Here is a 24,735-nt window from a genome sequence, read left to right on the forward strand (position 1 = left end):
GGCGGCACGACGACGGCCGCCCGCCCGGCAGGGGCGGCACACCGTGGTCGCAGGTCGCCTCCCAGAAAGGCTTCACGCATGATCTCAGCGCTCGAACTGGGTCTGGTCTACGCCGTGATGGCACTCGGCGTGTACCTGACCTTCCGCATCCTCAACTTCCCGGACCTCACCGTGGACGGGTCGTACACCTCCGGCGCCGCCACCGCGGCGATCCTCATCACCAACGGCACCCACTGGGCACTGGCCATGGTCGCGGCGTTCTTCGTCGGCACCGCCGCCGGCCTCATCACGGGCCTGCTGCACACGAAGGGCAAGATCGACGGGCTGCTCGCCGGCATCCTGACGATGATCGCCCTGTACTCGGTCAACCTGCGCATCATGGGCGGGGCGAACATCCCGCTGCTGGGCCAGGACACCCTGTTCTCCGGGCTGGCCGGATTCGGGGTCGGCCGCAACTGGCAGTCCGTGGCGGTCCTGTTCCTCCTCGTGTTCGTCCTGAAGCTGGTCCTGGACTGGTTCCTGCACACGGACATGGGCCTGGCCCTGCAGGCCACCGGCGACAACGAGGAGATGATCCGCTCCTACGGCGTCTCCACGGACCGCATGAAGATCCTCGGTCTGATGCTCTCCAACGGCCTGGTCGCCCTCTGCGGATCTGCCATGGCGCAGTACCAGGGCTTCTCGGACATCTCGATGGGCATCGGCCTCATCCTGGTGGGCCTGGCCTCGGTGATCGTCGGCCAGGCGATCTTCGGCACCCGCACCGTGTTCATCGCGACCTTCGCGGTGATCGTGGGTGCCGTCCTCTACCGCGTGATCATCCAGCTGGCGCTGAACGCCGGCCTGAACCCGAACGACATGAAGCTGATCTCGGCCGCCCTCGTGGTGCTCGCCCTGCTGCTGCCGCAGTTCGGCATCGCCAAGCGCCTGAGCATCCGATCCAGGGCCACGGCGGACACCTCCTCCCCGGCTGCCGTGGACGCCGAGGCCGACGCTCCGACCCCGCAGGAGGCCACCCGTGCTTGAGATCCGTGACGTCTCCAAGACGTTCTTCCCGAACACCGTCAACGAGCGCAAGGCGCTGCGCGGCATCGACCTGCACCTGGACGAGGGTGACTTCGTCACGGTCATCGGCTCCAACGGCGCCGGAAAGTCCACCGTCCTCAACACGATCGCCGGCAAGCTGACCCCGGACACCGGCTCGGTGTCCGTGGCGGGCAAGGACGTCACGAAGATGGCCGACCACCGCCGCGCGCAGTGGATCGGCCGCGTGTTCCAGGACCCGACGGCCGGCACGGCGCCGAACCTGACGATCCAGGAGAACATGGCGCTGGCCTTCCGCCGCGGCCACGTCCGCGGCCTGGCCGCCGGCGTCTCGAAGTCCCGCAAGGACCTGTTCCGCGAGGCGCTCACCACGCTGGAGCTCGGTCTGGAGAACCGCCTCACCACCAAGGTGGGTCTGCTCTCCGGCGGCCAGCGCCAGGCGCTGTCCCTGCTCATGGCGACCTTCTCCGGCCCGAAGATCCTGCTGCTGGACGAGCACACCGCAGCGCTCGACCCGTCCCGCGCCGAGCTGGTCACCCGCCTGACCGAGCAGGTCGTGGCGGAGCACCGGCTGACCACGCTGATGGTCACGCACAACATGGACCAGGCGCTGCAGGTCGGCAACCGGCTGATCATGATGCACGACGGTGAGATCATCCTCGAGCTGGACGAGCAGGAGAAGGCCGGCAAGACCGCCCAGGACCTGCTCGCCGAGTTCGGCAAGATCAAGGGTGCGGTGGTGGATGACAAGACCATGCTCCAGTGATCTGGGCGCCGTGGGGGCAGGGGCCGTGCCCGGTCCGACCGGTCCGGCGTCTGTTCCCGCCGGACCCTGCCGCGCGGTAGCGTCTCAGACGTGGAGAAGCCTCAGAACGTCGCCGTGTCCGCCGATCGTCCGGTGTCCGTCGCCGGAACCCGTCCCGTGACCCTCACCGGTCGCATCCCCGTCACGGAGGTGGAGCCCGTCGTCGAGGGCGGCAGCTTCCCGGCGAAGGCTGTGGTGGGGGAGGACGTGCCTGTCCGCGCCACCGTGTTCCGTGAAGGTCATGACGGCCTGGGCGCCACCGCCCGGCTGATCGGCCCGGACGGCGCCGAGGTCCAGCGGGTGCACATGCGCCCCGGCCGTCCCGGCCTGGACGAGTTCCTCGCGACCCTGCGCCCCTCGCGGCCGGGCCTGCACCACTTCGTGGTGGAGGGATGGTCGGACCCGGTGGGCACCTGGCATCACGCGGCAGAGGTGAAGATCGCCGCCGGAGTCGATGTGGAGCTGATGCTGGCCGAGGGCGAGGCCCTCTTCGCCCGTGCCGCCGAGGACGCCACCCGCTCCGCCGAGGACCGTGCCCTGTTCTCCGCCGCCGCCCGCACTCTGGCGGACACCTCCCGCCTGCCCGCCGAGCGCCTGGCTGCGGCCGAGGACCCGGAGCTGGTCGCCGCGCTCGCCGCACGCCCCCTCCGCGAGCTGCTCTCCAGCTCGGAGGAGTACCCGCTGGACGTGCAGCGCGAGCTGGCCGGCCGCGGCGGCTGGTACGAGTTCTTCCCGCGCTCGGAGGGCGCCCGCTTCGACGAGGCCACCGGCACCTGGCACTCGGGCACCTTCGCCACCGCCGCCGAACGCATCCCGGCCGTGGCCTCCATGGGCTTCCAGGTCCTCTACGTGCCGCCGATCCACCCGATCGGCCACGCCCACCGCAAGGGCCCGAACAACACGCTGACCGCCGGTGAGCAGGACCCGGGATCGCCGTGGGCCATCGGCTCGGAGGCGGGCGGCCATGACGCCGTGCACCCGGACCTGGGCACCCTCGAGGACTTCGACGCCTTCGTGGCCGCCACCCGGGAGAACGGCCTCGAGCTCGCCCTGGACCTGGCGCTGCAGTGCGCCCCGGACCACCCCTGGGTGCAGAGCCACCCGGAGTGGTTCACCACCCGCGTGGACGGCACCATCGCCTACGCGGAGAACCCGCCGAAGAAGTACCAGGACATCTACCCGCTGAACTTCGACAACGACCCGCAGGGTCTGGCCGACGCCGTCCTCGAGGTGGTGCGCGGCTGGGTCGCCCGCGGCGTGCACATCTTCCGCGTGGACAACCCGCACACCAAGCCGCTGTGGTTCTGGGAGTGGCTGATCGCGCAGGTCCGCGCCGAGACCCCGGAGGTCGTCTTCCTCGCCGAGGCGTTCACCCGCCCGGCGATGATGCACGCCCTCGGACGCGTGGGCTTCCAGCAGTCCTACGGCTACTTCACCTGGCGGAACACCCGGGAGGAGCTGGAGGAGTACCTCGAGGAGGTCACGCAGCAGACGGCGGGCTTCTACCGCCCGAACTTCTTCGTGAACACCCCGGACATCCTCACCGAGTACCTGCAGACCGGCGGCCCCGGTGCCTTCCGCATCCGCGCCGTCGTCGCCGCGATGTCCAATCCGCTGTGGGGTGTCTACGCCGGCTTCGAGCTGTTCGAGCATGTGCCGCGGCCGGGCGCCGAGGAGTACATCGACTCGGAGAAGTACGAGTACCGCCCGCGGGACTGGGCCGGCGCCGAGGCCGCGGGGCAGTCCCTGGCCCCGTACCTGACCCGCCTCAACGAGATTCGGGCCGAGCACCCGGCGCTGCGGGACCTGCAGAACCTGACCCTGCACTCGGCGCTGCATTCGGACGTGCTGGTCTTCTCCAAGCGTCGTGCCGCCGCCCCCGAGGGCATCCACGCAGACGCCGCCGCGGTCACCGACGCCCCGGCCGGCACCGCCGATGACGTCGTCCTGGTGACCGTCACCTGCAACCCGCACGAGGTGGCCGAGTCCACCCTCGAGCTGGACTTCGAGGCGCTCGGCGTCCGCGACGAGGACCGGGACGAGCAGGGCCGCATCGAGGTCGAGGACCTGCTGACCGGTCAGCGCTGGCACTGGGACGAGCGCCCGTACGTGCGCCTGGACCCGTCCGCGGAGCCGGCCCACATCCTGCGGATCGTCCGCGGCTGAGGCGGGCGGGGCGCCGTCGTGGACCCGGATTCGACGACGACGACCCCTCGCCACCCGCGGACGGGGCGCCCCCGGTGCCCCGTCGCCCACCGTTCGCCACCGAGAGGACCGCATGAGCACCCCGTCCCCCGCCCCGCTGCCCGTCGAGCAGGAGCTGCTGGCCGCCGTCGCGCAGGGCCGCCACTACGCTCCCCACGACGTGCTGGGCGCCCACCCGCACCCGGACGGCACCGCTGTGACCTACCGCGTGCTGCGCCCACTGGCGGGGACGGTCGAGGTCGTGCGCGCCGGGGACGGCGTGCGCGTGGAGCTCGAGCATGAGCACGACGGCGTCTTCGTCGGCGTGGCCCCGATCCCCGCGGCGGCCGGCGTCTCCGCCGGGGACTACCGGGTGCACGTGGCCTACCCGGTCGGGGAGGACGGCGCCCTCGGTGACGTCGAGGAGCAGGACGACCCGTACCGGCACCTGCCGACCGTCGGCGAGCTGGACCTGCACCTGATCGCGGAGGGCCGCCATGAGCGGCTCTGGGAGGCGCTGGGAGCGAGAGTGCGCCGTTCAGACGACGGGGCCGTCGTCGGAACCTCCTTCGCGGTGTGGGCGCCGAACGCGCGCGCCGTCCGCGTGGTGGGGGACCACAACGGCTGGTCCGGGCGCGTGCAGGCGATGCGCAGCCTGGGCGCCTCCGGCGTCTGGGAGCTGTTCGTGCCCGGCGTCGGCCACGGCACCCGCTACAAGTACGAGATCCTCGGCGTGGACGGCCACTGGCGGCAGAAGGCGGACCCGCTGGCCCGCTGGACCGAGGTGCCGCCGGCCACCGCGTCGCGCGTCTGGGACTCGGAGTACACGTTCCGGGACCGCGAGTGGATGCAGCGCCGTGCGCAGACCGACCCGCACGAGCAGCCGCTGAGCGTCTACGAGGTGCACCTGGGATCCTGGCGTCCGGGCCTGGGCTACCGGGAGCTGGCGGAGCAGCTCGTGGAGTACGTGACGTGGCTGGGTTTCACGCATGTGGAGTTCCTGCCCCCGGCCGAGCATCCGTTCGGCGGCTCCTGGGGCTACCAGGTGACCGGTTTCTACGCGCCGACCTCCCGGTTCGGCACCCCGGACGAGTTCAAGCACCTGGTGGACGCGCTGCATGCGGCGGGCATCGGTGTGATCGTGGACTGGGTCCCGGCGCATTTCCCCAAGGATGAGTTCGCGCTCGGACGGTTCGACGGCTCCTGCGTGTACGAGCACCCGGACCCGCGCCGCGGTGAGCACCCGGACTGGGGCACCTACGTCTTCGACTACGGGCGGCCACAGGTGCGGAACTTCCTGGTGGCCAACGCCCTGTACTGGCTGGAGGAGTTCCACATCGACGGGCTGCGCGTGGACGCCGTGGCCTCGATGCTGTACCTGGACTACTCCCGCAACGAGGGCGAGTGGGAGCCGAACGTCCATGGCGGCAACCACAACCTGGAGGCCATCGCCTTCCTGCGCGAGGTGAACACCACCGCGTACCGCTCGCATCCGGGCATCCACATGATCGCGGAGGAGTCCACGGCGTTCGAGGGCGTCTCTGCCCCGGTGGACGCAGGCGGCCTGGGCTTCGGCAAGAAGTGGAACATGGGCTGGATGCACGACACCCTGGCCTACCTCGGCGAGGACCCCGTGAACCGCTCGTGGCACCACGGGCAGTGGACGTTCTCCATGGTCTACGCGTACTCGGAGAACTACGTGCTGCCCCTATCCCATGACGAGGTGGTGCACGGCAAGGGCTCGCTGCTGACGAAGATCCCCGGCGATCGGAGCGTCCAGCTGGCCACCCTGCGGGCGTACTTCGCATACATGTGGGCGCACCCGGGCAAGAAGCTGCTGTTCATGGGCGGTGAGTACGCCCAGCCCTCCGAATGGTCCGAGGGCGACGGCCTGGACTGGGGCGCCTCCTGGGCGCCCGAGCACCGCGGCGTGCAGCTGACGGTGCGGGAACTGAACCGCCAGTACGGCCAGACACCGGCCCTGTGGTCCGCGGACCACACGCCGGACGGATTCACCTGGCTGGAGAAGGATGCCGCTCAGGAGAACCTGCTCGCCTTCGTGCGGCATGCCGCCGCCGGGCACGACGACGGCCGGGACCTCGTCTGCCTGACCCACCTCTCCGGAGTGGAGCGTCAGGGCTACCGCCTGGGCGTACCGTCGGCGGGGCAGTGGGAGATCGTGCTCGACACCTCGGATGCCGCGTTGGCCGGCAGAGCGGAGGACGCTGCGGCACAGGACGCGCTTCTCGCGCAGCGGAGCATGTCCACGGTGACGGCAGAAGACACGCCGTGGCACGGACAAGACCACTCCGTGGTGGTGAACGTGCCGGCGCTGACCACACTGTGGCTGCGTCCACGGTGCGGCACGATGTGACCGACGACACCGCTCACGTAGGTGTTCGTGTGCCGGCGCAAACGGTGCCAGGCCCCGCCAGAAACCGCGGAATACCGCGGAATCCGGGGTGGCAGGTGCCGGACTCAGCTCCGATTTTGCGTGTGGGTGGGGATGTGTGTAGAGTTCTTTCTCGTGCTGAGGCGCGGAACGGATCAGTTCGCAGCGTCGGAGTGAGTACCACGGTTTCCGTAGAAAACACGAGAAACAAGCGGTTGTTGGCCGTGTTCACGTCAGCATCCCGGTCATTTCCTTGGGGAAGTGAAGGGGTATTCTTGAAGAGCTGATCGCCTGGTGTGTCAGTGCGGTTCGTGTCTGGGGTCGTGGAGGCCTTCTGGTTCGTGCCGGCTGGTGTGAGTCCTGGAGGATCCGGTTGGCAGTGTTGCAGCCAGCGGTTGGGTTTGACAGGGACCGGGTTGGTGGTGGTAAGGTTAATCCTTGTCTGCCACGGCCGGATGGTGAATGACTTGAGAACATCAAGTTGACACTCTCTGGTCGGTCGGCTAAGATGGAGAAGTTGCTCCGGAGTGAAGCGCCGCGATGGCGGGTCGAGCTGAGTGTCGGAAGCGCCTGTTGTTTGAGAACTCAATAGTGTGCCAAGTTTGTTGATGCCAATTATTTATTGATTGGTGGCTGTCGGCGGACGCACCCCCGTGTGTCTGTGTCGATGGCATGCCAGTGATTGAATTGACTGGTTGATGGTTCTTCCGGCTGTTGACTGGTTGTTCTGTAATTTTTTTACGGAGAGTTTGATCCTGGCTCAGGATGAACGCTGGCGGCGTGCTTAACACATGCAAGTCGAACGATGAAGCTCCAGCTTGCTGGGGTGGATTAGTGGCGAACGGGTGAGTAACACGTGAGTAACCTGCCCTTGACTCTGGGATAAGCCTTGGAAACGGGGTCTAATACCGGATAGGAGCATTCACCGCATGGTGGGTGTTGGAAAGAATTTCGGTCTTGGATGGACTCGCGGCCCATCAGCTTGTTGGTGAGGTAATGGCTCACCAAGGCGACGACGGGTAGCCGGCCTGAGAGGGTGACCGGCCACACTGGGACTGAGACACGGCCCAGACTCCTACGGGAGGCAGCAGTGGGGAATATTGCACAATGGGCGCAAGCCTGATGCAGCGACGCCGCGTGAGGGATGACGGCCTTCGGGTTGTAAACCTCTTTCAGTAGGGAAGAAGCGAAAGTGACGGTACCTGCAGAAGAAGCACCGGCTAACTACGTGCCAGCAGCCGCGGTAATACGTAGGGTGCGAGCGTTATCCGGAATTATTGGGCGTAAAGAGCTCGTAGGCGGTTTGTCGCGTCTGCCGTGAAAGTCCGGGGCTTAACTCCGGATCTGCGGTGGGTACGGGCAGACTAGAGTGCAGTAGGGGAGACTGGAATTCCTGGTGTAGCGGTGGAATGCGCAGATATCAGGAGGAACACCGATGGCGAAGGCAGGTCTCTGGGCTGTAACTGACGCTGAGGAGCGAAAGCATGGGGAGCGAACAGGATTAGATACCCTGGTAGTCCATGCCGTAAACGTTGGGCACTAGGTGTGGGGGCCATTCCACGGTTTCCGCGCCGCAGCTAACGCATTAAGTGCCCCGCCTGGGGAGTACGGCCGCAAGGCTAAAACTCAAAGGAATTGACGGGGGCCCGCACAAGCGGCGGAGCATGCGGATTAATTCGATGCAACGCGAAGAACCTTACCAAGGCTTGACATGTTCTCGTTCGCCGTAGAGATACGGTTTCCCCTTTGGGGCGGGTTCACAGGTGGTGCATGGTTGTCGTCAGCTCGTGTCGTGAGATGTTGGGTTAAGTCCCGCAACGAGCGCAACCCCTGTTCTATGTTGCCAGCACGTGATGGTGGGGACTCATGGGAGACTGCCGGGGTCAACTCGGAGGAAGGTGGGGACGACGTCAAATCATCATGCCCCTTATGTCTTGGGCTTCACGCATGCTACAATGGCCGGTACAATGGGTTGCGATACTGTGAGGTGGAGCTAATCCCAAAAAGCCGGTCTCAGTTCGGATTGGGGTCTGCAACTCGACCCCATGAAGTTGGAGTCGCTAGTAATCGCAGATCAGCAACGCTGCGGTGAATACGTTCCCGGGCCTTGTACACACCGCCCGTCAAGTCACGAAAGTCGGTAACACCCGAAGCCGGTGGCCTAACCCTTGTGGAAGGAGCCGTCGAAGGTGGGACTGGCGATTGGGACTAAGTCGTAACAAGGTAGCCGTACCGGAAGGTGCGGCTGGATCACCTCCTTTCTAAGGAGCATTTAGTGCCGATGGCATCACCGAGTGTGTGATGGTCGGTTGCTCATGGGTGGAACATCAATGAATGGTGCCAGTGGTGGTGCCGGCCTCTGGTGAGTACGCAGCTGTTGTGGGTTGTTGGAAAGCTTTGGGTGCTGGTGGTGCGTGCTGGTGTTGGCACACTGTTGGGTTTTGGGACAGCAGGCACATCCTGTGTGGGTGTGACGTTGTTTCCTGGTTGAGTCTTCGCATGGTGAAGCATCGACTGTGTGTTGGTGTGGGGCTGTGTGGGGGTTGTTGTTTGAGAACTGCATAGTGGACGCGAGCATCTTATTTTTGTTGCTGCATCGTTGATCTGAGTGTCCCACGTTGTGTGGGGTGTTTGGTGAGGTGTGGTGATGCCGAGAATGATGTCATCTTATGCTCATTTTTTGGACTTCTAGTGTTTGGAAGTTTCTAAGGGCGCATGGTGGATGCCTTGGCAACAGGAGCCGAAGAAGGACGTGGGAATCTGCGATAAGCCTGGTGGAGTCGATAACCGGACGTTGAGACCAGGATTTCCGAATGGGGAAACCCCGCACGACGTGTCGTGTGACCACCGGTTGAACACATAGGCCGGTTGGGGGAACGTGGGGAAGTGAAACATCTCAGTACCCACAGGAAGAGAAAACAAAAGTGATTCCGTGAGTAGTGGCGAGCGAAAGCGGATGGGGCTAAACCGTATGTGTGTGATACCCGGCAGGGGTTGCATGTGCGGTGTTGTGGGCCTGCTCTTGGCGTGTCTGCCGGCACGTCGCGGTGAGGTGCGGGCGTATAGACGAACGATCTTGGATGGTCGACCGTAGAGGGTGACAGTCCCGTAGTTGTAATGCGTTCCGCCGCTGTTGAGTGGTTGCCCGAGTAGGACGGGGCTCGAGGAATCCCGTGTGAATCTGCCAGGACCACCTGGTAAGCCTGAATACTACCTGTTGACCGATAGTGAATCAGTACCGTGAGGGAATGGTGAAAAGTACCCCGGGAGGGGAGTGAAATAGTACCTGAAACCATGTGCCTACAAACCGTTGGAGCCTGCGTGTTCAGGTGACAGCGTGCCTTTTGAAGAATGAGCCTGCGAGTTAGTGATACGTGGCGAGGTTAACCCGTGTGGGGTAGCCGTAGCGAAAGCGAGTCTGAATAGGGCGTTGAGTCGCGTGTCCTAGACCCGAAGCGGAGTGATCTACCCATGGCCAGGTTGAAGCGCGTGTAAGAGCGCGTGGAGGACCGAACCCACTTCAGTTGAAAATGGAGGGGATGAGCTGTGGGTAGGGGTGAAAGGCCAATCAAACTCCGTGATAGCTGGTTCTCCCCGAAATGCATTTAGGTGCAGCGTCACGTGTTTCTTCCCGGAGGTAGAGCTACTGGATGGACGATGGGCCCTACAAGGTTACTGACTTCAGCCAAACTCCGAATGCCGGGTAAGTGAGAGCGTGGCAGTGAGACTGTGGGGGATAAGCTTCATAGTCGAGAGGGAAACAGCCCAGACCACCGGTTAAGGCCCCTAAGCGTGTGCTAAGTGGGAAAGGATGTGGAGTTGCTGAGACAACCAGGAGGTTGGCTTAGAAGCAGCCACCCTTGAAAGAGTGCGTAATAGCTCACTGGTCAAGTGATTCCGCGCCGACAATGTAGCGGGGCTCAAGTACACCGCCGAAGCCGTGGCGTTCAGTTTTTCTGGATGGGTAGGGGAGCGTCGTGCATGAGGTGAAGCCAGCGGGTAACTTCTGGTGGATTGTGCACGAGTGAGAATGCAGGCATGAGTAGCGAAAGACGGGTGAGAAACCCGTCCGCCGGATGACTAAGGGTTCCAGGGTCAAGCTAATCTTCCCTGGGTGAGTCGGGACCTAAGGCGAGGCCGACAGGCGTAGTCGATGGACAACGGGTTGATATTCCCGTACCGGTGAAGGACCGTCCATGCTGATTCGGTGATACTAACCGCCCGAAGCATCCTCGACCTTGTTCTTTGAGCAGGGCGTGTGGTGTGGAGCGCGGGACCTGAACCGAGGAGGCAAGCGCATTAACAGGTGTGACGCAGGAAGGTAGCCGGGCCAGGCAATGGAATCGACCTGGTCTAAGGGTGTAGGGCTGCCGGTAGGTAAATCCGCCGGTTGTGTGCCTGAGACCTGATGGGCGCCCACCATGTGGGTGATCCGGTGATCCTATGCTGCCTAGAAAAGCATCGGCGTGAGGTTCTAGCCGCCCGTACCCGAAACCGACACAGGTAGTCAGGTAGAGAATACTGAGGCGATCGAGAGAATCATGGTTAAGGAACTCGGCAAAATGCCCCCGTAACTTCGGGAGAAGGGGGGCCCTGACCTTGAGCACCACGTGCTGGTGTGAGGGGGTAGGGGCCGCAGAGACCAGGGGGAAGCGACTGTTTATCAAAAACACAGGTCCGTGCGAAGTCGTAAGACGATGTATACGGACTGACTCCTGCCCGGTGCTGGAAGGTTAAGAGGACCCGTTAGCTTCGGCGAAGCGGAGAATTTAAGCCCCAGTAAACGGCGGTGGTAACTATAACCATCCTAAGGTAGCGAAATTCCTTGTCGGGTAAGTTCCGACCTGCACGAATGGAGTAACGACTTCCCCGCTGTCTCAACCGTGAACTCGGCGAAATTGCATTACGAGTAAAGATGCTCGTTACGCGCAGAAGGACGGAAAGACCCCGTGACCTTTACTATAGTTTGGTATTGGTGTTCGGTGTTGCTTGTGTAGGATAGGTGGGAGACTGTGAAGCCGGCACGCCAGTGTTGGTGGAGTCATCGTTGAAATACCACTCTGGTAACTCTGGATATCTAACTTCGGCCCGTGATCCGGGTCAGGGACAGTGCCTGATGGGTAGTTTAACTGGGGCGGTTGCCTCCCAAATGGTAACGGAGGCGCCCAAAGGTTCCCTCAGCCTGGTTGGCAATCAGGTGTTGAGTGCAAGTGCACAAGGGGGCTTGACTGTGAGAGTGGCAGCTCGAGCAGGGACGAAAGTCGGGACTAGTGATCCGGCGGCTCGTTGTGGAACGGCCGTCGCTCAACGGATAAAAGGTACCTCGGGGATAACAGGCTGATCTTGCCCAAGAGTCCATATCGACGGCATGGTTTGGCACCTCGATGTCGGCTCGTCGCATCCTGGGGCTGGAGTTGGTCCCAAGGGTTGGGCTGTTCGCCCATTAAAGCGGTACGCGAGCTGGGTTCAGAACGTCGTGAGACAGTTCGGTCCCTATCCTCTGCGCGCGTTGGAAATTTGAGAAGGTCTGTCCTTAGTACGAGAGGACCGGGACGGACGAACCTCTGGTATGTCAGTTGTACCGCCAGGTGCATGGCTGATTAGCTACGTTCGGGATGGATAACCGCTGAAAGCATCTAAGCGGGAAGCCGGCTTCGAGATGAGATTTCCTTGCCCCTTTGAGGGTGTGAGGCCCCCAGCTAGAACACTGGGTTGATAGGCTGGATGTGGAAGCACGGACTGACGACGTGTGGAGCTGACCAGTACTAATAGGCCGATGACTTACAAACACTTTTGTTGTGGTGTTCGCGTCCACTGTGCGGTTGTCTGATTGCAGCCTTGGGTGACTGTGGTGTATGGTTGCTTGAGCGTGTAAGTGAATATGTGTCGCGATGTGTTGTGACTTGTGAGGTTTACCCGCCCCCGTTCCGTTGTTTGGGTGTTGGGGGTGTGGTTCTAGGGTTACGGCGGTCATAGCGTGGGGGAAACGCCCGGTTCCATTCCGAACCCGGAAGCTAAGGCCCACAGCGCCGATGGTACTGCAACCGGGAGGTTGTGGGAGAGTAGGTCGCCGCCGGACATTCTTTGTGGGTTGAGGCCCCGTACCTGTGTGGTGCGGGGCCTCCCCTTTTTTTGTGTGGCTTGGTTTTGTTGGTGCCGGGCCTGCCGTGTGGGTGCGGCGTTCGGGTGTGTGTGGGCGTGGTGTGTTGGTGCGCGGGGCCTTCTCTTGTCGGTGCCGGCTGGACCAGTGCCCGTTGTGCCGGCGCCGGGTGGCTGCACCCAGGCGGGCCTGCGTCAGGTGTCCCCGCGCTGCGCGCGCAGCGACTCCAGCCGGATTCGTGAGACGGCGTGGAGTCTGCGTACTGCCTTCAGGTGGGACTGTTCCAGCTGCTCCAACTGCTCGAGCAGCTCCGGTGCAGCAGTCGGCTTCTGGGAGTCGGGGACGGCGAGGAAGGCCTCCAGGCGTCGGGGCAGGTGCCGGCACACCACGTCGTCGACGACGAGCGCCTCGGCTGCCCGTCCTTCAGTGAGTTCCGTCCACTGGGGGAGGAGCTCCGCTGTGCGCTCCACGATCTGTGAGGCACGCTGCCAGGTGTCCGGGCGCAGCCGGGTCCGTTCGACCTTCAGGAGCGTCCGCAGCTGCTCCACAGAGTCGGTCAGCGACTGGTGTTGTTCTCCTGCGGCGTCGTGATGCCCGGATGAGGCCGCACCAGGGCTTGCGAAGGGATTCCACCACGGTCGTCGTGCACGTCCCATCGCCGTCGTCCTCCTTGAATTCTCAGGTCTCTGGTCTGTGTCCCATCCTGTCAGGAGTGAGAGCAGGGACGCCCGTCCTGCAGGACGTCCGGCTCTCCACCAGAATCCGCGTGCTTCCGTTTTGCGCGCGGCTGGGGACGCTGGTAGTGTTGTCCTCTGTTGGAAACGCGCAAGCGTGTCCGACGGGGTGTGGCGCAGCTTGGTAGCGCGCGTCGTTCGGGACGACGAGGCCGCAGGTTCAAATCCTGTCACCCCGACCATATGGGGAAGCCCCTGCTCAGCAGAGCGGGGGCTTCGTCGTGTCCGGGGCCACCATTCGAGCTCGCGTGAGGAGGGACGTCGCGTCCTCGCCGCGTCAGCCCCTCTTCTTCACGGGATGGTGGGAGAGGATGCTGATCCGGTTCGTCGCGTTCATGGTCACGGCGATCCACTGGACCGCCGCGTACTGCCTGTCCGTCAGGTCCCCGTGGGCCATCATCTGCGCCACCTGCTGCTCCTCGGTCTCCGGCAGCCTGGTGGCCGTCTCCGCCAGCCTCAGAGCGGCCCGCTCCTGCGGCGTGTAGACGTCTCCGGCCTCCTCCCACGCCGGCAGCAGGGTCATCCGCTGGGCGCTCAGTCCGGCCTTCTCCGCCAGGCGGGTATGGATGTCCAGGCAATAGGCGCAGCCGTTGATCTGGGAGATCCTCAGGGAGATCAGCTCCACGAGCTCGGCGTCCAATTCCGCGTCCTCTGCGTACGCCGCCACGGCCTTGCGCAGGGCCGTCATGGCATCCCACACCTCAGGGGACGCCTTGTCCAAGTAGAAGCGCAGCGGGTCCTCGCGGTCGTCCGCCGGCGTGGGCGCATCGGTGCTCATACCGGACACTGAAGCACGACGACGGCCTCCCCGCCAGGTCTTCCCGTCCTCCTCGGCCTGTCCCTCACCGGCGTCGGCTCGGCGTCAGAGGCGATGTCCGGCGTGGACGGGCGCCCGTCTCTGCAACCAGGAGCGGTCGGTCACGACTCAGAAGCGCCCGGAGGACCCGGAGCCGGAGAAGCTGCCGCCTCCGCTGCCGTAGCCGGTGCCGCTGGACGAGGAGGAGCTGCTGCGGGACTCGTCCACGGAGCTCCGCCCGGCGTTGTAGCCGGCGCTGTAGGACCAGACTCGCCAGTAGAAGCCGGAGTCGTGGGTGGTGTCCAGGATGGATCCGCTTCGCCCGGGCCTGCGCGTGCGGCGCTGGTCGTCCATGCTGCGGCGCATGGCGACCCTCTCCTTGGACGTCTTCGCGTAGGCGTCGATCTGCGCCTCGGCCAGGGCGTCGAGGCGATCGGTGAAGTCCTGGCGCATCCGGTCGAGCTCGTCGAGGGCCGCCTCAGGCGTGGTCCGCTGCTCGGACAGCTCCGCGCCGAGGGCGGTCAGCCGCTGCCTCATGCTCGTCACCGAGGAGCTCAGGGCCTGGGCGGCGGGGGAGCCGTGCACGGACGAGTCCAGGTCGTCGAGGAGCTGTTCGGCGCCGTCGAGGTCCTCACGCAGGGGTGTGGTCTGCAGGTCCCAGGCATCCTCCCATCCGGGGTGGCGGTTGAGGAAGGTGTTCGCGGCGCCGATGGTGTCGTCGAGGGCGTCGAGGGTCTGGGCCTCCGTCTTCAGCCGCGAGGCGCGGCGGACGATGTCGGCCTTGTGGTGCTGCTTCCGGTCGAGTGCCTCGAGGCTCTCGAGCTCCTCGGTGAGGTCGATGGAGCGCTGCTTGAAGCCGCGGAAGCGCTCCATGAGCGCGGCACCGTACGGGTTGTCCGTGGGCACGGTGGAGGCGTTGACCTCGGTGGCCTCCATGTCCATGGTGACGTTGGTCAGGTGGGTGCGGGACGCCTCGAGATTGCTCCGGGTCTGCTTCCGCAGCGTTCTGCGGTGGTAGGCCAGACCGGCACCGACGCCGCCGCCGGCCAGCGCGACGCCGCCGGCCCCCAGGTAGACGACCGGGTTCTGGTACCAGGGGCGGGCGATCAGCTCGGCGGCCTCGTCCACGGCGTCCACGGCGGCGTCGGTCCACTTGGCCTCCCGGGCGGCGCCGGTGGCCGCCTCCCGGATGCTCTCCTGCTGCCCCAGGCTCAGGTCGAGGTCCTCGCCGGCGTAGACGCCCATGATGCGATTGTCCGGGTCCAGGGCGTAGATCAGCAGCCCGTCGGCCCACTTCTGCCCGTCCGGGCTGATCCATTCCGGGCGTGCGGAGCGGGCGTGCTGCAGCACACGGCCGTTGAACTCCTGGGAGGCGCGGTCGTCGCTCAGGTGGTCCAGGCTCACGCCGCGCTCGGTGTACACCGCCACCTTCACCGGTCCGCGGAACTCGATCTCCGCCAGGTCCCGCTCCAGCTGAGCCGGATCGATGATCCCGGCGGTGTCGTCCAGCACCACCTCGGTGATCGGCTGTCGGTCGGTGCTCCGCTCACCGGCGGCCTGTTCGGCGGCGGCCGGCCCGTGCTCCTGCCCCGTTGCCGAGGCGGAGAGCAGGGAGGCGCCGACGACGGCCGTCCCCCCGGAGCGCGACGGCCCGCCGGCCGCCGTCGTCTCCGCGAGGGCCTGGGAGGGGCCGAGCATGGCCAGGCCGAGGACGGCGCCCGCCGCCACCGCGACCGGGAGGCGGGGCCCGTCGGCCTCGAGACGCGCGGACGAGCCGTGCGGCGGCGTGCTCGCCTCGGTGGCGCGGATCTCGGGGCGGTCGGCTCGGCTCATGGCGTTCCTCCAGTGCGGGCTGTCCAGTTCACGGCCGGCGTGGCCGCGCTCACCACCCTAGATGAGAGGAGGCTGTGTCCAGCAGGTGCCGGAGCTCGTCGGCGGTGTGTTCCCCGCCGAAGCCGGGGCCCTCCGGCTCCACGACGGCGGCGCGGCGCAGGCCCGTGAACTGCACCGGGGCGTAGCCCATGGCGGCCACGAGCAAGGCCAGCGCCGCCCGGGCCTGCTCGCCGCCGTGGTCGCTGCCGACGGCCAGCGCGCGGAGGGGTTCCTCGGCCCTGCCGGCGCTGTCCAGGTCGTGGTGCGAGATGTCGAAGAAGGCTCGCAGCACAGGGACGGTGACGCCCCGGTCGCGCAGCCAGGCGGCCACGGCGAGCGTGTCGTCGCCCGGCCGGGAGCCGCCGGCGACGTCGGGCAGGAAGGAGGTGACGTCGTCGGGAAGGCCGTAGCCGCCCCAGGAGTTGGTGAGGTCCACGACGCCCAGCGTGCGCGGGCCGACGAGGTCGGGCACCTCGATCTCGTCGAGGTCCTCGCGGGGGACGGCGATCACCGTCAGCTGCGTGTCCGCGGCGAGCTGGTCGGGACGCACGGCCTCGGCCTCCGGCGCGTAGATGCCCAGGTGGTGGCGCAGTGCGGCCGGCGGTCGGGTGGCGGCCAGGAGCACGCGCGGGGCGTCCGTGCCGGGGGCCAGCCGGGGGATGCGTGCCAGGGCGCGGGCCAGCGATGTGCCGGCCCGGCCGGCGCCGAGGATCCCGACGGAGTCGGGCAGACCGGGCGCGGAGGTCGGTGTGGAGCCGCTCAACGGATCTCGGTGCGCTGACGGCCCAGGCCGGAGATCTCCACCTCGACGACGTCACCGGCCACGAGCCAGGGGCGCTTGCCGTCCTTGCCCTTGCGGCCGAGGGCGACGCCGGCCGGGGTGCCCATCATGATGAGGTCGCCCGGGTGCAGGGTCACCATCTGGGAGATGTAGGAGACGATCTGCTCGGGGGTGAACACCACGTCGAGCGCCTTGGCGGACTGGCGCTTCTCTCCGTTGACCGTGGTGGTGATCTGGGCCTTCGAGGAGAACTCGTCCGGCGTCACCAGCCAGGGGCCCACCGGAGTGGAGGCGTCCCAGACCTTGCCCTGCAGCCACTCGGAGGTGCGGCCCTGGAAACCGCGGACGGACACGTCGTCCGCCACGGCGTAGCCGGCGATGTGCTCACCGGCCTGGGACTCCGGGATGCGGCGGCCCGGCTCGCCGATGACGATGCAGAGCTCGCCCTCGTAGTCGAGGCGGTGGTCCTCCTGTGGGATCTCCACGTCGTCCAGGGCTCCGGTGAGGGACTGGGCGAACTTCGCGAACAGGGTCGGGTGCTCGGGGGCCTCGAGTCCGGTCTCCTTGACGTGCTCCCGGTAGTTCAGGCCTACGCCGATCACCTTGGTGGGGAACGGCACGAGGGTGTCGTACATGAGGGTGGAGACCTCCAGCACGCGGGCGCGGTCCTGCTCGGCGGCGGCCAGGGCCTCCTCGACCATACGGCGCTGCTCGGCCGGCTCGGCGGTGAGGTACTCGCCCACGTCCGTACAGCCTTCGATCTCCACGGCCTCGACGGCGATCTGCGGATCGGCCTCGTCGACGGCGGTGATCACGGCGGCGAACGTGTTGCCCGGGTAGGCGGCGTCCTCGGACGGGCGGCGGAACGTGGCGAGCTTCATGCGTCCCATCACATCACAGCCGGGCCGATCGGCGGCACCGGGTCGTACCCCTTGCGCGGCATCCCCGCCGGGCGGCCCCGCCCTGCGCCCGGCCGCGGAACGGCCTCGCCGCGTGATGCGGCTCACACCGTCTTGCTAAGGTGGACCTGTGGAGCGCCCCCGGCGGGGCCGTCCGGTCCCCGCTCCCGCTCCGCCCGCTCGGCCCTGGGCGGCCGAGGTGCAACGAGAGAAGGTCGGACGACGAGCCGTTCGTCGGCGGCGTCCAGGTCGAGCTCGAGGAACAGACTCGAGGAGCAGAACTGAGCGCGCGCTCGTCCTGACCGGAGGAGGGGAGGACGCCGTGGTCCTGGTCTACGGCTACCGCACCGTCTACACCTGGGAGCCCTGGGCGCTCTACGTGGGCGCGGTGCTGCTGCTGGTCGCAGGCATCGGCCTGTTCGTGTGGGGCCGGCGCCGCGCCGCCGAGGAACGGGAGTCCATCCGCGCCGCCGAGGCCGCCGCAGGTCCCGGAGCGGACCGGCGGCGCACCCTGGAGCGGGACGACTGGCGGCGCCTGCGCCGCTGGGAGCTGGTGTGCACCGCGGGCATCGTCGCGGCGTGCGGGTTCCTCCTGCTCGGCTTCCTCGGCCTCCACACCCGGGACGAGGCCCACGTGAACCTGCGGGACAACCTCAAGGCACGCTACGGCGCGGCCCTGATCGTCGCGGACGAGGTCGAGGCGGTGGACGGCGGCTACCTCGTGGAGCTGCACTGGCGTCGCCCGGAAGCGCGTCCGGACCTGGCACCGGACGTCTACGACGCGATCGTGGTCCCGGACGTCCTGGTGACAGTCGAGGACCGCCGCGTCCCCACCGCCACGCAGATCCCGCCCGAGGTGCTGGCGGAGTACCCGGAGCTGAGCGGCTGAACGTGGCACCATGACCGCCATGGACCTGCACCACGACGACGTCCGCGCGCCGCGGCAGACCGCCTCGCCCCTCGTGCTCGGCACCATGGGGTGGGGCACCGACGGGGAGCGCTCGGTGCGCGCCGCGGCGGCCCTGCACGCCGCGCTGGCAGCGGGCGTGGGCGTGCTGGACACCGCGGACATCTACGGTGACGGCGACTCCGAACGCGCCGTGGGCGCCGCGCTCGCCGGCCTCGCCCCACAGGTCCGCGACGGACTGCGGGTGCAGACCAAGTGCGGCATCGTGCTGCCGGGGACCAGGCCGCCGGGTGCGGCGCCCGGCACCTGCCCCGCGCCGACCACCCGCTACGACTCCTCGCCGCACCACCTGAAGGCCTCGCTCGCAGCCTCGCTCGAACGCCTCGGCACGGACCGGGTGGACACCCTGCTGATCCATCGCCCGGACGTGCTGACCCCGGTGGAGGACACCGTCCGCGCCTTCCTGGCCGAGCGCGAGGCCGGCCGGGTGGAGCGCCTCGGCGTCTCCAACCTGCCATGGGAACGGGCGCAGCGGTTCCACACGGCGTTGCGCAGCCTCTCCGCGGACGGCACCGGCCTGGACTGCGTGCAGGTCGAGCTCGGCCTGCACCACCGGGCCCTGGTGGAGGCCGCGGTGCTCGCCAACCACGACGACGCCGTCCCCACCTCCGGAGCGGCCACGCTGCCGCAGTGGTGCGCGGACGAAGGCATCGCCCTGCAGGCGTGGGGTCCGCTGGGCCAGGGACGCTACACCCGCCGCACCACGGACGAGGCGAGGAGCCCCGAACAGGAGGCGGCCGTCGTCGTGGAGGAGATCGCCGAGCGGCTCGGGCTGCCGGGTGAAGCCGTGGTGCTGGGCTGGCTTCGCCGGCTGCCGTGGGACGTGCGGCCGGTGGTCGGGACGATGGACCCGGGGCGCATCGCGGCGTGTTCACGCGCGGACGACGCCGCCGCGGCCCTCGACCATTCAGACTGGTACCGACTGCTCACCGCGGCCCGCGGTGTTGCCCTGCCCTGACCGCCCCCTGGGCCCTGCGAACGGATTCCGCCATGGACGAGAACATCCACTACGAGACGATCAGCTTCACCCTGCCGTGGGTCGGCCTGTGGGCGACGCTGATCTGCGGGGCCATCGCGTTGACGCTGATCCTCGTGGCCGTCGTGCGGGTGCGCCGCCACCGCGCCCACTCGGCCCGGGAGAGTCGCAACGTGGACCCGAACCTGCTGCACGACACCGCGATCCAGCGGCGGGTCGGGTACGGCTTCGCCGTGCTCGCGGCGGCCGCGGCGGTCATGGGCGTGGTGGTCTTCATCCAGGACCGGGCGGCCTTCGAGAGCAACGTGAAGGCGAAGTACCCCGAGATCGTGGAGGTCACGAACGTGAAGCAGACGGGCACGTCCTTCACCGCTGACCTCACCTACGCGGACGGGCACACCGCCGTCGGTGAGCTGGTCATGGTCGAGCAGACGACCGGCGAGCCCCGGATCGGCGAGGACATCCTGGGCGAGCCCGGCACCGGCGGGATGTGACCCCACGTGCCGGCACCGGGCGCGCACCCGCAGCCCGGACGGGCACCCGCCTGCTAGCGTCGCTGCCGTGAGCAGCACCGTTCCCGCCGCATCGTCCGGCCGTCGCATCCCCTCCTCCACCTACCGCCTCCAGGTCGACGCGAGCATGGACCTGGCCCGCGTCCGCGCCCTGGTGCCCTACCTGCGCCGCCTCGGCGTGGACTGGATCTACCTGTCCCCGCTGCTGGCCGCCGAGCCCGGCTCCACCCACGGCTACGACGTGGTGGATCCGACCACCCTGGACCCCTCCCGCGGCACGGACGAGGACTTCGCCGCCCTGGCCGCGGACCTCGAGGCCGCCGGCTCCGGCCTGGTCCTGGACATCGTCCCCAACCACGTGGGTGTGGCCACCGCCGCCGCGAACCCCGCCTGGTGGGACCTGCTGCAGCACGGGCAGGACGCCGCGCACGCCGGCTGGTTCGACGTGGACTGGGGGGCCTTCGACGGCAGGGTGATGGTGCCGATCCTCGGCGAGGGCACCGAGGAGGACCCGGAGGCCGAGCTGGCGCACCTGCGGATCGTGGACCATGAGGGCGAGCCTGCCCTCGGCTACTGGGACAACGTCCTGCCCCTGGCTCCGGGCAGCCTGGACGCCGCCCGCGCCGCGCTGGGGGAGCGGGCCGATGCCGCAGATGCCGGGGACGAGGGGGCACAGAACGAGCTCGCCCGCGCCGCCCACGACCGCCAGCACTACCGGCTCGTGCCGTGGACCCGCGGCGACGCGCAGCTGAACTACCGCCGCTTCTTCACCATCACCACCCTCGCCGGCGTGCGCGTGGAGGACCCCGAGGTCTTCGCGGCCACGCACGCCGAGGTGGCCCGCTGGATCGACAACGGCTGGGTCCAGGGCCTGCGCGTGGACCACCCGGACGGCCTGGCCGACCCGGGCCAGTATGTGGAGCGCCTGCGCCGCCTGCTGCCGGGCGGGCCGATCTGGATCGAGAAGATCCTCGAGCCCGGCGAAGACCTCCCGGCCGCCTGGGACGTGGAGGGCACCACCGGCTACGACGCCCTCGGCGCAGTGGACCGTGCCCTCACCCCGGCCCGCGCCGCCGGCACCGCCGAGGAGGACGCCGCTGAGAAGGACCGCTGGAACTCGATGGTGCTCGAGGCCAAGCGGGACGTGGCCGCCGGCCAGCTGGCCGCCGAGACCGCCCGCCTGGTCCGCGAGGTCCGCCGGAGCCTTCCCGACGACGGCGCCCTCGCCTCCGCCGCGGAGGCAGACCTGGCCGCGGCCCTCGGGGAGGTCATGGCCCACCTGCACGTGTACCGCACCTACCTGCCCACGGGCCGGGCACGGCTGGACGGCGCGCTGGCCGATGCCGCCGCGGCGCGCCCGGAGCTGGCCGGGGTGCTGGACGCGCTCGCTCCGCTGCTCACGGACCCGGCCCATCCGGCGGCCCGACGCATGCAGCAGACCTCCGGCATGGTCATGGCCAAGGGCGTGGAGGACCGCTGCTTCTACCGCTACACCCGCTGGGCCCACCTCAACGAGGTCGGCGGCGACCCCTCGGACGCCGGCGGAGACGCCGAGGCGCTGCTGCGTGCCTGGGCCCGCCGCTGCGCCGAGTGGCCGCACGCCATGACCGCGCTGAGCACCCACGACACCAAGCGCGGCGAGGACACCCGCGCCCGGATCATGGCGCTCGCCGAGCACGCCGACGACTGGGCGGAGGCGTTCGACGAGCTCGACCGGCTGCATCCGCTGGCGGATCCGGACTTTGCCCGCCTGCTCTGGGAGTCCGTGCTCGGCGTGTGGCCGGTGGACGGCACCGCCCCGGAGCCACAGCGCCTCGTGGACTTCGCCCTCAAGGCGGCCCGCGAGGCCGGCCGGCACACCACGTGGACCGCGCAGGACGAGGACTACGAGGCCCGCGTCACCGCCGCCATGGACGCCGCCTGCGCCCAGGACGGGCGGGTCCGCGAGGTCCTGCAGTCCTTCGCCGACCGCATCGCGGCCACCGGCCAGGTGCTCCAGCTGTCCCAGAAGCTGCTGCAGCTCACCGGCCCCGGCGTCCCGGACGTGTACCAGGGCACCGAGCTGCCCACCCCCACCCTCGTCGACCCGGACAACCGCCGCCCGGTGGACTACGAGCGCCGCGCCGCCCTGCTGGAGCGGATCGACGCCGGTCTGGTTCCGGCCGGCCCGGTGCTGGAGGCGACCGCCGAGGGCCTGGCCTGGACCGCCGCGAGCGGAGACGCAGCCGATGCTGCGAAGCTGGCCGTCGTGGCCGCCGCACTGCGTGCCCGCCGGGACCGCCCGCACGCCTTCACCCGCGCCCGTCCGCTGGACGTCACCGGCGCGGCCGCGGACAAGGCGATCGCGGTCGACCGGGGCGGGGCGGTCGTCGTCGTGGTCCGTGAGCCGCTCGCCCTGGCCGCCGCCGGCGGCTTCGGGGACACGGTCGTCCAGCTGCCCTCCGGGCCCTGGCGGGAGGTGCTGACCGACCGCCTCGTGGCCGTCGGCGGGGACGGCTGCGTGCGCCTGGCGGATCTGCTGGCGCGCACCGGGCAGGACGGCACCGTGGCCGGCACCGGGGCCGTGGCGCTGCTGCTGCGGGACGAGACGACCGAGACCGAGACCGAGACCGCGCTGCCGGAGACCGCCGGCGAGGAGGCCGAGACCGCATGACCGACCGTTCCGTGACCGGGCCGATGGCCCCGGCCGAGCAGACCCCGTACAACGACGCCGCAGTCACCGGCGGCGCCGCCTGGTCCCGCCTGGACGGTGCCCGGCTGGACCCCGGTGCCCAGGCCAAGGCGGCCGCGGACGCCGCGCGCGAGGTGCCCTACGCCGTGTGGGCGCCGCATGCCGAGACGGTCGAGATCGTCCTGGTGGACACCGAGCCCGGCGAGCTGCACGACGCCGAGGACCGCTGGCCCGTCAGCGCAGCGGTGCGCATGGAGCGCGCCGGCGGCGGCTGGTGGACGCCGGCGGCGGACGTGGAGGAGGCCGCCGGCAGGGCGAACCCCGGCTACGGCTACCGGGTGGACAGGTCCGCCCCCGTCCCGGACCCGCGCTCCCGCCGACAGCCGGACACCGTGCACGGTCCCTCCCGCCGGGACGTCGAGGCGGCGGACTTCGCGTGGACCGACGCCGGCTGGGCCGGCCCGGACGGCGTGGAGCGGGACCCGTCCGCACCGCAGGGCGGCGGCCTGCGTGGCGCCGTCCTCTACGAGCTGCACGTGGGCACCTTCACCGCCGAGGGCACACTGGACGCGGCGATCGGGCACCTGGACGAGCTCGCCGAGCTCGGCGTCACCCACGTGGAGCTGCTGCCGGTCAACAGCTTCGGGGGTGAGCACAACTGGGGCTACGACGGCGTCGGCTGGTATGCGGTGGACGAGTCCTACGGAGGCCCCGAGGCCTACCGCCGGTTCGTGGACGCCGCCCACGCGCGCGGCCTCGGCGTGGTGCAGGACGTGGTCTACAACCACCTCGGCCCCTCGGGGAACTACCTCGGCGTCTTCGGCCCCTACCTGTCGGCAGGCACCGGCTGGGGCGAGGGGCCCAACCTGGACGGACCGGACTCGGACGAGGTCCGCCGGTTCATCCTGGACAACGTCACCCTGTGGCTGAAGGACATGCACGTGGACGGGCTTCGGCTGGACGCCGTGCACGCCCTGCGCGACACCCGGGCCGTGCACCTGCTGGAGGAGATGGCCGCCCACGCGGACGCCCTGGCCGCGCAGCTGGGCCGCCCGCTGCCGCTGATCGCCGAGTCCGACCTCAACGACGCCTCCCTCATCACCCCACGCGCGGCGGGCGGGCTGGGCCTGGCCGGCCAGTGGAACGACGACGTCCACCACGCGATCCACGTGGCCACCACCGGGGAGACCCACGGCTACTATGCCGACTTCGCCGCCGACGGCGCCCTGGCCAAGACGGTGGAGGCGGGGTTCTTCCACGACGGCACCTTCTCTTCCTTCCGCGGCCGTGACCACGGCCGCCCGGTGGCCGAGGACGTCCCGAACCACGCGTTCGTCTCCTCGATCCAGAACCACGACCAGGTGGGCAACCGCGCCGCCGGCGACCGCACTGCCGCCGCCCTCTCCGAGGGGGCCCTGGCCGCCGCGGCCGCCCTGCTGCTCACCGGGCCGGCCACCCCCATGCTGTTCATGGGGGAGGAGTTCGCCTCCTCCGCGCCGTTCCCGTTCTTCACCGCCCACCGTGAGCCCGAGCTCGCCGAGGCGGTGCGCACCGGACGCCGGCGCGAGTTCGCCGCGCACGGCTGGGACGAGGCGGCCGTGCCGGACCCGCAACAGACCGCCACGCGGGACTCCGCCGTGCTGGACCGCGCCGAGGCCGTGGCGGGGCGTGGGGCCCGGATCCGCGGGACCTACCGCGAGCTGATCCGTCTGCGCCGCACCGTGCCGCAGCTCACCGAGCCGCGGCGCGCCGCCACCGCCGTGCAGTCTGCCGCCGAACAGCGGTGGGTGCGCTGGGACCGTCGGACGGCCGGGGGAGGCGACGGGTCCGTCGTCGTGCTCCTGGCGGCGCTCGGCGAGGAGCCGATGCCCCTGCCGGAGGACCTCGTCGGCGTCGAGCTGCTCGCCGGGCACGACGACGACGGCCCGCTCACCGCGGTGCCGGACGTCCTGCCCGCCCCGGGGTTCCTCCTGCTGCAGCGGGGCTGAGCCCGGGACGACGA

General features: G+C 68.4%; 14 protein-coding genes, 1 tRNA gene and 3 rRNA genes. 13 read left to right on the forward strand and 5 right to left on the reverse strand.

Annotation, left to right across the window (positions count from 1 at the left end):
- Window positions 1–78 precede the first annotated feature (78 nt).
- The 7 genes from CEQ11_RS03575 to rrf all read left to right on the forward strand — a co-directional run bounded on the left by CEQ11_RS03575 (window position 79) and on the right by rrf (window position 12,504).
- Window positions 79–1,026 carry an ABC transporter permease gene (locus CEQ11_RS03575; RefSeq protein ID WP_088477768.1) on the forward strand — a complete coding sequence of 316 codons (948 nt, stop codon included), beginning with the start codon at window positions 79–81 and terminating at the stop codon, window positions 1,024–1,026.
- Window positions 1,019–1,810 carry an ABC transporter ATP-binding protein gene (locus CEQ11_RS03580; protein WP_067191337.1) on the forward strand — a complete coding sequence of 264 codons (792 nt, stop codon included), beginning with the start codon at window positions 1,019–1,021 and terminating at the stop codon, window positions 1,808–1,810. The genes CEQ11_RS03575 and CEQ11_RS03580 overlap by 8 nt, the downstream gene beginning before the upstream one ends.
- A 114-nt stretch (window positions 1,811–1,924) precedes the next feature.
- A complete protein-coding gene (locus CEQ11_RS03585; RefSeq protein WP_087133634.1) occupies window positions 1,925–4,015 on the forward strand; it encodes a maltotransferase domain-containing protein in 2,091 nt (696 codons plus the stop codon).
- Window positions 4,016–4,127: 112 nt separating this feature from the next.
- On the forward strand, window positions 4,128–6,407 hold the full coding sequence (gene glgB, locus CEQ11_RS03590; protein WP_088477769.1) for a 1,4-alpha-glucan branching protein GlgB: 2,280 nt from the start codon (window positions 4,128–4,130) through the stop codon (window positions 6,405–6,407).
- Between the two features lie 755 nt (window positions 6,408–7,162).
- A 16S ribosomal RNA gene (locus CEQ11_RS03595) occupies window positions 7,163–8,686 on the forward strand.
- Between the two features lie 434 nt (window positions 8,687–9,120).
- Window positions 9,121–12,214: ribosomal RNA gene (locus CEQ11_RS03600) — 23S ribosomal RNA — on the forward strand.
- 173 nt (window positions 12,215–12,387) lie between these two features.
- Window positions 12,388–12,504, forward strand: a 5S ribosomal RNA gene (gene rrf, locus CEQ11_RS03605).
- Together the 16S, 23S and 5S rRNA genes form the textbook arrangement of a ribosomal RNA operon.
- A 215-nt stretch (window positions 12,505–12,719) precedes the next feature.
- On the opposite strand, the gene CEQ11_RS03610 is transcribed toward rrf, so the two are convergent.
- Window positions 12,720–13,073, reverse strand: coding sequence for a hypothetical protein (locus CEQ11_RS03610; protein WP_067191572.1), 354 nt, complete (start codon window positions 13,071–13,073; stop codon window positions 12,720–12,722).
- Window positions 13,074–13,364: 291 nt separating this feature from the next.
- On the opposite strand from CEQ11_RS03610, the gene CEQ11_RS03615 reads away from it, so the two are divergent.
- Window positions 13,365–13,441 (forward strand) — tRNA-Pro (locus tag CEQ11_RS03615).
- Between the two features lie 95 nt (window positions 13,442–13,536).
- Here the strand turns inward: CEQ11_RS03615 and CEQ11_RS03620 are convergent.
- From CEQ11_RS03620 to CEQ11_RS03635, 4 genes are all read right to left on the reverse strand, one after another.
- Complete coding sequence (locus CEQ11_RS03620; protein WP_088477770.1) at window positions 13,537–14,037, reverse strand: carboxymuconolactone decarboxylase family protein; 501 nt, start codon at window positions 14,035–14,037, stop codon at window positions 13,537–13,539.
- Between the two features lie 147 nt (window positions 14,038–14,184).
- Window positions 14,185–15,888, reverse strand: coding sequence for a DUF5129 domain-containing protein (locus CEQ11_RS03625; RefSeq protein WP_088477771.1), 1,704 nt, complete (start codon window positions 15,886–15,888; stop codon window positions 14,185–14,187).
- A 49-nt stretch (window positions 15,889–15,937) separates the two neighbouring features.
- Entirely contained in the window at window positions 15,938–16,690 is a 753-nt protein-coding gene (locus tag CEQ11_RS03630) for an NAD(P)-binding domain-containing protein (protein ID WP_088477772.1), read from the reverse strand.
- Complete coding sequence (locus CEQ11_RS03635) at window positions 16,687–17,589, reverse strand: fumarylacetoacetate hydrolase family protein (protein ID WP_088477773.1); 903 nt, start codon at window positions 17,587–17,589, stop codon at window positions 16,687–16,689. Before CEQ11_RS03635 ends, CEQ11_RS03630 begins: the two co-directional genes overlap by 4 nt.
- Before the next feature lie 340 nt (window positions 17,590–17,929).
- On the opposite strand from CEQ11_RS03635, the gene CEQ11_RS03640 reads away from it, so the two are divergent.
- The 5 genes from CEQ11_RS03640 (at window position 17,930) to treZ (ending at window position 24,721) form a co-directional block, all read left to right on the forward strand.
- Window positions 17,930–18,496, forward strand: coding sequence for a hypothetical protein (locus CEQ11_RS03640; RefSeq protein ID WP_088477774.1), 567 nt, complete (start codon window positions 17,930–17,932; stop codon window positions 18,494–18,496).
- Between the two features lie 19 nt (window positions 18,497–18,515).
- Window positions 18,516–19,532, forward strand: a complete 1,017-nt coding sequence (locus CEQ11_RS03645) for an aldo/keto reductase (RefSeq protein ID WP_227718716.1) — start codon at window positions 18,516–18,518, stop codon at window positions 19,530–19,532.
- A gap of 32 nt (window positions 19,533–19,564) precedes the next feature.
- Entirely contained in the window at window positions 19,565–20,044 is a 480-nt protein-coding gene (locus tag CEQ11_RS03650) for a hypothetical protein (protein WP_070637965.1), read from the forward strand.
- Window positions 20,045–20,111: 67 nt separating this feature from the next.
- A complete protein-coding gene (gene treY / locus CEQ11_RS03655) occupies window positions 20,112–22,715 on the forward strand; it encodes a malto-oligosyltrehalose synthase (protein ID WP_227718717.1) in 2,604 nt (867 codons plus the stop codon).
- On the forward strand, window positions 22,712–24,721 hold the full coding sequence (gene treZ / locus CEQ11_RS03660; RefSeq protein ID WP_227718718.1) for a malto-oligosyltrehalose trehalohydrolase: 2,010 nt from the start codon (window positions 22,712–22,714) through the stop codon (window positions 24,719–24,721). The genes treY and treZ overlap by 4 nt, the downstream gene beginning before the upstream one ends.
- Window positions 24,722–24,735: the final 14 nt, after the last annotated feature.

Source organism: Micrococcus sp. FDAARGOS_333 (assembly GCF_002206575.2).
In the GTDB taxonomy this organism is placed as follows: domain Bacteria; phylum Actinomycetota; class Actinomycetes; order Actinomycetales; family Micrococcaceae; genus Micrococcus; species Micrococcus lylae.